This window comes from Streptomyces sp. NPDC051051 (assembly GCF_040682975.1).
In the GTDB taxonomy this organism is placed as follows: Bacteria; Actinomycetota; Actinomycetes; order Streptomycetales; family Streptomycetaceae; genus Streptomyces.
On record NZ_JBFBCB010000002.1, the window covers coordinates 139,946 to 150,075 of the forward strand.

The following is a 10,130-nucleotide window of genomic DNA, read 5'->3' on the forward strand; positions in this document are numbered from 1 at the left end:
ACCCCGGTGGCGAACCGCCTCGCGGCGGCCGTCAAGGCCGTCGGGACCGGCTCGCGGCACCGGCGCCGCGAGCCGCCGCAAGGGTTGCCGCGATCTGTCACATCGCGTAACGCCCCTCGCCTGACGGAGCCGGGCAGTGTAGACATGGCACATGGTCCGACTCCTGGGGCGATCGGGTGCCCGGCCGGCCCGTCGTCCCCGGGCCCCGCTGGTGCGGCGCACACCCGAGACCTCGCTCGGCGGGCGCAGTCTCGCCGCACAGGTGTTCGTCCTGCAGGTGGTCGTCGTCCTGTTGCTGGTCGTCGCCGCGGTCGTCGCCCTGGTGCTCCAGGCGCGGCGCGACACCACCGAGGAGGCCCGCAACCGCTCGCTCGCCGTCGCCCAGACCTTCGCGAACTCGCCCGGCATCCTGGCGGCGCTGCGGAGCCCCGACCCGACGGCCGTGCTCCAGCCGCGGGCGGAGGCCGCGCGTGAGGCGTCGGAGGTCGACTTCATCGTCGTCATGAACCCGGACGGCATCCGCTACACCCACCCCAAACCGGACCGCATCGGCAAGAGGTTCGTCGGCACGCTGGCCCCGGCGCAGGCCGGCGGGACGGTGGTCGAGGAGGTCGACGGGACGATCGGGCGGCTGGTGCAGGCCGTGGTGCCGGTGAAGGCGGCCGACGGCCGGGTCGCGGGGCTGGTGTCGGCCGGCATCACCACCGCCCGCGTCGGCGGGAACGCGAACCGTCAGCTGCCGCTGGTGCTGTCGACGGCCGCGGTGGCGCTGGCCCTGGCCACCGGAGGCACGGCCCTGGTCAGCCGCCGCCTGCTGCGGCAGACGCACGGTCTGGGCCCGCGCGAGATGACCCGCATGTACGAGCACCACGACGCGGTCCTGCACGCCGTACGCGAAGGGGTGATCATCGTCGACGGTGAGGGCGACCTGCTCCTCGCCAACGACGAGGCGCACCGGTTGCTGGATCTGCCGCCGGACGCCGAACTGCGCAAGGTGTTCGACCTGGGCCTGGACGCCGACACCGCCGAGCTGCTCGCCTCCGGCCGGATGGCGACCGACGAGGTGCACCTGGTCGGGGAGCGGCTGCTGGCGATCAACCAGCGGCCCACCGACCTCGCGGGCGGCCCGGCCGGCAGCGTCGCCACGCTGCGCGACTCGACGGAGCTGCGTGCCCTGTCCGGGCGGGCGGAGGCGGCGCGCGAGCGCCTGGACATGCTGTACGCGGCCGGGGTGGGCATCGGGACGAGCCTGGACGTGACGCGGACCGCGGAGGAGCTGGCGGAGCTGGCCGTGCCCCGGTTCGCGGACTTCGCGTGCGTCGACCTCTTCGACGCCGTGCTGGAGGGCGGGGAGCCGGAGCCGCAGGGCGCCCTGCGGCGCACGGCGCTGAGCGCGACCCGCGCGGGCGCGCCGCTGTACCCGGTGGGCGGGCGGATCCGGTTCGTGGCCTCGTCCCCCCAGGCCCGCAGCCTGGCGGAGGGCCGGCCCGTGCTGGAGGCCCGGCTCGCCGAGTCGCCGGGCTGGCGGGCGCAGGACCTGGAACGGACCGAGCAGGTGGTGGGGTTCGGCATCCACTCGCTGATCACCGTGCCCGTGCGGGCCGGGGCCCTGATGCTGGGCGTGGTCAGCTTCTGGCGTTCGGAGCGGCCGCAGCCCTTCGACCCGGAGGAGGTCGCCCTCGCGGAGGAGCTGGTGGCGCGGGCCGCGGTCTCGATCGACAACGCGCGCCGTTTCACCCGCGAGCACAGCATGGCCGTCACCCTCCAGCGCAGTCTGCTGCCGCGCACGCTGCCCGAGCAGGGCGCCCTGGACATCGCCTACCGCTACCTGCCCGCGCAGGCGGGAGTCGGCGGCGACTGGTTCGACGTGCTGCCGTTGTCGGGGGCCCGCGTCGCGCTGGTCGTCGGGGACGTCGTCGGGCACGGACTGCACGCGGCGGCCACCATGGGGCGGCTGCGCACCGCCGTGCACAACTTCTCCGCCCTGGACCTGGCGCCGGAGGAGCTTCTCGCGCTGCTCGACGAGCTGGTCGCGCGCATCGACCAGGACGAGACCGCCGACGGCACCACCGCGCCCGTGGCCGGGGCGACCTGCCTGTACGCGATCTACGACCCGGTGTCCCGGTGCTGCGCCGTCGCCCGCGCCGGCCATCCGCCGCCCGCGCTGGTCCGCCCCGACGGCCGGGTGGAGTTCCTCGACGTCCCGGCGGGTCCGCCACTGGGACTGGGCGGGCTGCCCTTCGAGACGGCCGAGGTGGAGCTGGCGGAGGGCAGCCGGCTGGTGCTGTACACCGACGGGCTGGTGGAGGACCGCAAGCAGGACATCGACACCGGCCTGGAGCGGCTGCGCGCCGCGCTCGGGGACGGCGACGGCTCGCCCGAGGGCACCTGCCGGGTCGTCCTGGAGTCGCTGCTGCCGGCCCGCCCGAACGACGACATCGCGCTGATCGTGGCCCGTACCCGGGCGCTCGGCGCGGACCGGGTCGCCGAGTGGGCGGTGCCGGTGGATCCGGCGGCCGTCGGCGAGGTGCGGGCGGCGGTGGCCCGGCAGCTGGCGCGCTGGGAGCTGGAGGAGCTGTCGTTCACGACGGAGCTGATCCTCAGCGAGCTGGTCACCAACGCGATCCGGTACGGCAGCCCGCCCGTCCGGGTGCGTCTGCTGCGCGACCGCACGCTGATCTGCGAGGTCTCCGACAGCAGCAACACCTCGCCGCACCTGAGGTACGCGGCCATGACGGACGAGGGCGGGCGCGGGCTGTTCCTGGTCGCCCAGCTCACGGACCGCTGGGGGACCCGCTACACGCCGACGGGGAAGGTGATCTGGGCGGAGCAGCCGCTGCCCTGAGCCGGCCGGCGGGGATCGGTTCGGGGCGTTCGGCGGGGGTTCGGCGAGGTCGTCCGGGGCGCCGTCCGCATCTCATAAATGGCGCTTATGGGTCCATAGACCGGACCCGCGTACCGGGTTAGGTTTGCCTCAGTTTAGGCTTCCCCCGAGTCGATCTGTCACCGCTCGAAGGGAACCTGATCATGCCCCGCCCCCTGCGGGTAGCCATCGTCGGAGCCGGCCCCGCCGGGATCTACGCCGCCGACGCGCTGCTCAAGTCGGATGTGGCCACCGACCCCGGTGTCTCCATCGACCTCTTCGAGCGCATGCCGGCCCCGTTCGGTCTGATCCGGTACGGCGTGGCCCCCGACCACCCCCGGATCAAGGGCATCATCACCGCCCTGCACCAGGTCCTCGACAAGCCGCAGATACGTCTCTTCGGCAACGTCGACTACCCGGCCGACCTGAACCTGGACGACCTGCGCGCCTTCTACGACGCCGTGATCTTCTCGACCGGCGCCATGGCCGACCGCGAGATGTCGATCCCGGGCATCGGTCTCGACGGCTCCTACGGCGCCGCCGACTTCGTGTCCTGGTACGACGGTCACCCGGACGTGCCGCGCACCTGGCCGCTGGAGGCGGAGAAGGTCGCCGTCCTCGGCGTCGGCAACGTCGCCCTGGACGTGGCCCGCATCCTCGCCAAGACGGCGGACGAACTGCTGCCCACCGAGATCCCGCCGAACGTCCACGAGGGCCTGAAGGCCAACAAGGCGCTCGAGGTCCACGTCTTCGGCCGCCGCGGCCCGGCGCAGGCGAAGTTCTCCCCGATGGAGCTGCGGGAGCTGGACCACTCCCCCACCATCGAGGTCGTCGTGGACCCCGAGGACATCGACTACGACGAGGGCTCGATCGCCACCCGGCGCGGCAACAAGCAGGCCGACATGGTCGCCAAGACGCTGGAGAACTGGGCGATCCGCGACGCCGGCGACCGTCCGCACAAGCTGTTCCTGCACTTCTTCGAGTCGCCCGCGGAGATCCTCGGCGAGGACGGCAGGGTCGTGGGTCTGCGCACCGAGCGCACCGCCCTCGACGGCACCGGCAACGTCAAGGGCACCGGCGAGTTCAAGGACTGGGACGTCACGGCGGTCTACCGCGCCGTCGGCTACCTCTCGGAGAAGCTGCCGAAGCTGCCCTGGGACATCGACTCGGGCACGGTCCCGGACGAGGGCGGCCGGGTCATCGAGGAGAGCGGCGCGCACCTGCAGTCGACGTACGTCACCGGCTGGATCAGGCGCGGCCCGGTCGGTCTGATCGGCCACACCAAGGGCGACGCCAACGAGACGGTGTCGAACCTGCTGGACGACTTCGCCCACGGCCGTCTGCACACGCCGTCCTCCCCCGCTCCCGAGGCGGTGGACGCGTTCCTCGCCGAGCGGGGCGTCCGCTACATCACCTGGGAGGGCTGGTACAAGCTGGACGCGGCGGAGAAGGCGCTGGGCGAGCCGGAGGGCCGCGAACGCGTCAAGATCGTCGAGCGTGAGGACATGCTCCGCGAGAGCGGCGCCTGACCGGCCGCGGAAGCGGTGCGCGAGCTCTGGTGAGAAGGGCCCCGGACTGCCGTCCGCGGGCCCTTTCCGCCGTCGGGGCGGGCCGCGGGGGCCAGGAGAGGGCCCGGCCCCCGCGGGCCCGCGCCGTGCGCTCAGTCCTCCCTCGTCCGCCGGGTGGCGGTGGCCCCCGGGATCATCCCGTTGTCCACCGCGTGATCGACCGCTTCGTGCACCTCCCGGTACACGAGGTCGGGGTTCTCCGCGGGCCCCTCCGGCAGGCCCGCCTCCTGTCGGTCCAGGGTGGTGCGCCGCGCGAGTTCCTCCTCGTCGGGCCGCCGGGGCAGCCCTCCGCCGTGGCCGGAGTACGGATCGCCCTCGACGGCGCGGTTGGATTTGTGGTGCGTCATACCGTCTCGCCCTCCTTCTCCTCCGCCGCGTCCGCGCGGCCGCTGCGCACGGTGCGCCGGGGGGAGTCGTCCCGCACATCGGCGACGCGCGGGTCGCCGGACGGACCACCACCCGGCGACGGCGTCGACAGGAGCGGTTCCCGGTGCGGCGACGGCTCCCTTCAACCGAAGCGCGGCGCCGGATGCGCCGCAAGTGGAGGCGGTCGCGGACCGGCGCGCGGACGCCGCCGGGGCTATCCGTCGTCCCGCGGGTGGGTCTCGACGACCCGGCCGCGGAGGTCGGCCTTCAGATAGGCGCTGCCGTACTCGTCGGAGAGGTAGACGCTCAGGCTCGGGTCGCTGTCGAAGACGGTGGAGGCCGGGTTGACGATCAGGTAACGGCTGGTGGGGTCGGACACGCCGAGGGTGCGGTCGGCCCTGGCGAGCAGCGCGGGCACGGCGTCCCAGGAGACGTCGTCGAGATCGACGGGGACCGAGCCGTCGGTGACGGTGCCGCCGGGGCCGAACTTCACCGCCACGTCCGCGCCCCGGTACATGTAGCGGTCGTACAGCTTGGGGCGGCCCGGCACGGGGGCGGTGGCGATGGCGTACTCCTCGTACACGACCAGGCTGGTGACCTTCGAGCCGCCCGTCGCCTCCGTCAGCTTCGCCACGGCCCTGCGCAGGCCGTCGGCGCCGAGGAGGTCGGTGCGGTCACCGGTGCCGTCCACGGGCGCGGCGCTCGGGGACGTGGTCGTGGACCCGGTGGTCCGGGACGCGGTGCCGCGGGGTGCGGCCGGGTCGTCGGTGTCCCCGCCCGCGTGCGGGAGCAGCGCCCACACGAGTACGCCGGTGAGCACCGTGCTCACCGCGGCCGCGGCGATCGCCGCCCCGCGGGCGCGGCGCGGCCGGCGTGGTCCGGTGGCCGCGGTGCCGTGGGGGCCGGCGGTGACCTGGTCCGGGACGGGTCCCGTCGCCGGGTTCGCCGGAGCGGGGGGCGCGAGCGGATAGGAGGTCCGCAAGGGGGCGGGGGCGTCCGCCGGCGGCCGGGGACCCGGTCCGTCGGTGACGGCGGCCAGCATCCGGTCGACCTGCTCCGCGTCGGGACGTCCCTGCGGCTCCCGGACGAGCAGGGCGGTGAGGACGGGGGTCAGCGGCCCGGCCCGCCGGGGTGCGGGCACGTCCTCGCCGAGTACGGCGGCCAGCGTGGCGAGCGTGCTGCCGCGGCGCAGCGGGTGGTGGCCCTCGACGGCGACGTACAGCAGCATCGCCAGGGACCACAGGTCGGCGGCGGGGCCGCCCTCCTTGCCCCTGACGCGTTCGGGGGCCATGAAGTCGGGTGAGCCGATGACGGCCCCGGTGGCGGTGAGGCCGACGGACTCGCGGACGGCGGCGATGCCGAAGTCGGTGAGCACGGGCCGGCCGTCGGGGCGCAGCAGGACGTTGGCCGGCTTCACGTCGCGGTGCTCGATGCCGACGGCGTGCGCGGCGCGCAGCGCGGACAGCACCTCGCGGCCCAGACCCGCGGCCTCGACGGGCGTCAGCGTGCCGCGTTCCAGGCGGTCCTGGAGCGAACCGCCCTCCACCAGCTCCATCACGATCCACGGGTAGGTGTCGTCCCCGCCGTCGACGATGTGGTGGATGGTGACGACGTTGGGGTGGTGGACGCGGGCCAGCGCACGGGCCTCCCGCAGGACGCGCTCGCGCAGCGTGCGGGCGCCCTCCGGGTCGTACTCGGCCAGGTCCGGATCGGGGGGCCGCACCTCCTTCACGGCGACGTCGCGGTGCAGCGCGAGGTCGTGCGCCCGCCACACCCAGCCCATTCCCCCGCCGCCGAGCCGTTCGACCAGTTCGAACCGGCCGTCCACGACCCGTCTGTCGGATCCCCCTGTGCTCATGGAAGGGCAGCTTAGGGCCTGTGCGGCGGGTCACGTCGGACAGGCCCCAAGGCTTCGGCGCGCCCGCCCGTGCCCCGGTGTGAACTCCCCGTGCACCTGCCGTGCGGGCTCGGCGGGAATGGCGTCGTGGGGTCACGGGCATGCTCTGGACGGGGTCACCTCCGGTGGGCCGTGCCGGAACCGGAACGCAGTGCCCTTCCCCTTTCCCCGTCCGCGTCGCACGAAGGACATCCGGTCTTGGCTCAAACGTTCCCTGAGGCGCCGTCAGCCCGCCGTCCCGGCCGCTCCTGGACCATTCGTGTGGTCGGACACCGGGACCGCACCGCGTCGGTCACCTGTTCCTCCGCGTGCGCGATGCCGTCGCGCTCGCGCGATCTCGCGGCCCTGCGCCGCTTCGCCGAAGCCCATGCCGCCGCGCACGCCCGAGCGGCGTCGGTGCGCCACGACGCCGCCTGCGGGTGCCGGCGCGAGCGGTGCGCTCTGCACGAGGGCACGCGGGTAGCCTGCGCGGGCGCGGTCCTGCTGGTGCTGCGGCACGACCCGGCCGTGGGCCAGGTGTGGACGCTCAGCGAAGTCTGCTCCGCCTGCGCCGCCCTGATGCCGCACACCCGGGTCATCGGCCGTGCGACGCCGCCACCGGCCCACGTCGGCGGTGCGGGCCCGCCCGGCACCCGCGCGGCGGAGGTCGGCCCGCCGCCGGCCGCGGCCGTGGCACCGCCGCGGCTGGTGCCGGGCGGCTTCAGCGCGCCCGGCGCGAGCCCGGGCGGCACGGAACGGGTCGTGGGCCGGCGGCGCGGCGCCGACCGCCGCCGGGGACGGGCGGGAGACGGCGCGTAGACCTGCTCCGTGGTGCGGGGGGGGCCGAGGGTGAGGGGCGCAGGCCCGTCTCGTGGTGCGGCAGGCGGCCGGTTCAGCCGCCGTGCTCCGAACCCCGCTGGGGCCTGAACTGCCGGGGGATGCGCATCGGCAGGGCGCCCAGGGCACGGTTCTCGAACGGGGGCGGGACGGTGGGAACGGCCGGGTGTGCCGGTTCCGGTGCGGGCCCGGCCGCCATCAGGCCGGCGATGTGGGCGCCGCTGCGCCGGCCTTCGAGGTGCAGGCGGCCGACGTTGGCGCGGTCGTCGGCGAGCAGGGTGAGGACGGCGGTGGGGCCGGCCGCGTACGTGGCGACGTAACCCCCGGCCCCACGCACGAGGAGTTCGCAGAACTCGCCCCGCGCCGTGAGGTCCACCAGGCGGTGGCTGACGCCGAGGGCGGCCGCGGTGAGGGCCGCGAGGCCCTCCGGCTGCACGCCGGGCATGTCCTGGGCGAGGACGAATCCGTCGACGCTGGCCGCCAGGGCCCCCGTCAGCTGGGGCATGCGGGTGCGCAACCGGTGCAGTTCGTTGAGGACCTCGGCCTCGACGGGCATGACCAGTCTCCTTTCGGCGCGAGTCGACGGCGCGGCGGTCACCGGCCCGGCGGGGCCCGGCAGCGGGCGGCCACCGAGGGCGTGATCCCGAGGTTACGGAAAGTGGCGGTCCCGGGTGGACGCTTTGGCATTTTCCTCTGGAACGTGCGGCCCGGCCCGGGGAGACGGTCCGCGGGCTCCGCGGGAGGGCTGTTCCGGGCACGGGAACAGGGCCCGCCCCGACGCGGATGGTGGGCGAGCCCTGTCCGCCGGGTCGATTGTCGGCGGCCGCCGCGGCGGGGACCACGGGTGCGCGCCCGCGTCCGGTGGTGAACGCCGCACACCCCGTGTGCGGGCCGGGCACGGATCACGGCGGCACCGAGTCGATGTGCCGGCCGTACCGGCCGCGCCGGCCGTCCACGCGCAGCGCGCAGCCCGTCGTAGCGGAGGCGAGCGGCGAACGGCGAGCCGAGGTGGGCGACACGGCCGGCGGTCTCCTCCGGTTCGAGGGACCGGTGCGGCAGCGACCGGGGGCGGCGCTCGCGCACGAAGACGCGCCGGGCCGGCGGTGATCGCCGCGCCGATACCCCGGGAGAGGCCCGGTGTCGGCGCGGTCCGTCCTGTGAGACCGGGTTCCATCGGCGCGTTCCTCCTGCGTACGGTCGGCCGGGGGCCGCTGCCCGCCCCCGCCGGGCCGGCGCGTGCGCGCGGCGCGCGGGTCGCCCGGGTGGCCCGCTCCACGCGTGACGCGGGGCTCAGGCGGGAATGCGCACCACGACCTGTTTTGCACCGACCCCCGCTCGATCACCCGCCCGCCGCGACGGCGATACTGGCACTCCCCCCGTCGCCCCCGCTCCTCACGAAGGGACTCATGCTCACCTCCCCGACCGTCCCGGCCCCGACGCCCTCCACGGTGTGGCTGACCCGCGGCCGCCACACCGGGCCGACCGCGCCGGACGTCCTGCGCAAGAACCTCCGGTCGCTCAAGGAGGCCGGCACCCTCCAGGACTTCCTGGAGGTCCCCGCCGTCGACACCGCCGAAGGCGAACTGGTCTTCGAGGCCCGCTGGCGGGTGCCCGAGGACATCACCGTGCGGGCCCGGCTGACGCTCGGCGAGTGGTCCGGGCGCGGGCAGGAATGGACGCTGGTCGCGGAGGCGGAACGGCCGTGGGACCTGCGCTGGCCGTCGCCGGCCGCCATGTTCTGGCCCTGGGACGAGGATGCCCCGTGGGGTCAGGAGACGGTCACCGGCGGCCGCTACCTCGACGTCAGCGCGCTCCCGGCGGACGACAAGGAACTGCGGCGGGTGCTGCGCGGCGCCCAGCGGGACACCTGGACCATCGACCTGCTGGTGCACGAGGCCATGACCCCCGACGAGCGGGGCCGCCGCTCCCTGATCCCGCTGCTGCCGCCCGGACTGCACCACCGGGTCGTGGAGCACCGTGCGGCACCGCACCAGCTGCGGACCGCGAACTGGGCGCTGCGCGAGTTCGGCGTGGAGCTGCCCCGCGGCGGCGCGCTGGTGCTGCCGGGGTCGCCGGCCCCGGCCGGGTACGAGGCCGCCGACTTCACGGTGCGCAGCGTCTTCCTGGACGGCACGCACCCCACCGAGCTGCTGGACGCGGTGACCCGGTTCGCCGCCCTGCCCGAGCCGCTGCCGGACGGCGGCGAGGCCGCGCTGACCGCGCTGCGGGACGAGTGGCAGCTGCTGACGCTGGAGGAGGAGCTGGCCCGCGAGCGCAGCCTCGTGGCCAGGTACCGGGAGGCGCTGGAGGCCATGACGCAGTCCCGTGACCTGTACCGGGAGGCCGCCGAGCAGGCGCACGAGGCGCTGAAGGCCTACCGGGAGGCGGCCGGGCCGGGCGAGCCCGCACAGCCGGCCGCCAGGCCCGCCGGCTCGCCGTTCCAGCAGCTGGGCCGGACCCTGGAACGCCTCCGCGAGACGGCGAAGGGCCTGCGCCCGGCCACCGCCGAGAGCCCACGGGCGCGGGAGCCGGCCGGCGACGAGGCCGGGTAGCCCGAGCCGGCCGGCCCGTCCCCGTCGGCCCCGCGGCCGTTTCCCGCCCTCCGGGACGTGTCGGGCGC

The 10,130-nt window shown here is 75.3% G+C and carries 7 protein-coding genes; 4 read left to right on the forward strand and 3 right to left on the reverse strand.

Features of this window, described 5'->3' with window-relative positions:
• The first annotated feature begins 151 nt into the window (after positions 1-151).
• Positions 152-2,845 (forward strand): SpoIIE family protein phosphatase, encoded by a 2,694-nt coding sequence (locus AB0N31_RS02280; protein WP_366056425.1) that lies wholly within the window; start codon positions 152-154, stop codon positions 2,843-2,845.
• Positions 2,846-3,027: 182 nt separating this feature from the next.
• A complete protein-coding gene (locus tag AB0N31_RS02285; protein ID WP_366056426.1) occupies positions 3,028-4,392 on the forward strand; it encodes an FAD-dependent oxidoreductase in 1,365 nt (454 codons plus the stop codon).
• Between the two features lie 131 nt (positions 4,393-4,523).
• On the opposite strand, the gene AB0N31_RS02290 is transcribed toward AB0N31_RS02285, so the two are convergent.
• Complete coding sequence (locus AB0N31_RS02290; RefSeq protein WP_366056427.1) at positions 4,524-4,778, reverse strand: hypothetical protein; 255 nt, start codon at positions 4,776-4,778, stop codon at positions 4,524-4,526.
• Positions 4,779-5,011: 233 nt separating this feature from the next.
• Complete coding sequence (locus tag AB0N31_RS02295; RefSeq protein ID WP_366056428.1) at positions 5,012-6,655, reverse strand: serine/threonine-protein kinase; 1,644 nt, start codon at positions 6,653-6,655, stop codon at positions 5,012-5,014.
• Between the two features lie 300 nt (positions 6,656-6,955).
• Between AB0N31_RS02295 and AB0N31_RS02300 the strand changes: the two genes are divergently transcribed.
• Complete coding sequence (locus AB0N31_RS02300) at positions 6,956-7,492, forward strand: hypothetical protein (protein ID WP_366056429.1); 537 nt, start codon at positions 6,956-6,958, stop codon at positions 7,490-7,492.
• Between the two features lie 73 nt (positions 7,493-7,565).
• Here the strand turns inward: AB0N31_RS02300 and AB0N31_RS02305 are convergent, their stop codons facing one another.
• Entirely contained in the window at positions 7,566-8,066 is a 501-nt protein-coding gene (locus AB0N31_RS02305) for a roadblock/LC7 domain-containing protein (RefSeq protein ID WP_366056430.1), read from the reverse strand.
• An 850-nt stretch (positions 8,067-8,916) separates the two neighbouring features.
• Here AB0N31_RS02305 and AB0N31_RS02310 point away from each other — a divergent pair.
• A complete protein-coding gene (locus AB0N31_RS02310; RefSeq protein WP_366056431.1) occupies positions 8,917-10,062 on the forward strand; it encodes a hypothetical protein in 1,146 nt (381 codons plus the stop codon).
• Positions 10,063-10,130 lie beyond the last annotated feature (68 nt).

Coding starts and splice junctions, on each gene's coding strand:
- AB0N31_RS02280 (WP_366056425.1), top strand. CDS start 152: ATGGTCCGACTCCTGGGGCGATCGGGTGCCCGGCCGGCCCGTCGTCCC.
- AB0N31_RS02285 (WP_366056426.1), top strand. CDS start 3,028: ATGCCCCGCCCCCTGCGGGTAGCCATCGTCGGAGCCGGCCCCGCCGGG.
- AB0N31_RS02290 (WP_366056427.1), bottom strand. CDS start 4,778: ATGACGCACCACAAATCCAACCGCGCCGTCGAGGGCGATCCGTACTCC.
- AB0N31_RS02295 (WP_366056428.1), bottom strand. CDS start 6,655: ATGAGCACAGGGGGATCCGACAGACGGGTCGTGGACGGCCGGTTCGAA.
- AB0N31_RS02305 (WP_366056430.1), bottom strand. CDS start 8,066: ATGCCCGTCGAGGCCGAGGTCCTCAACGAACTGCACCGGTTGCGCACC.
- AB0N31_RS02310 (WP_366056431.1), top strand. CDS start 8,917: ATGCTCACCTCCCCGACCGTCCCGGCCCCGACGCCCTCCACGGTGTGG.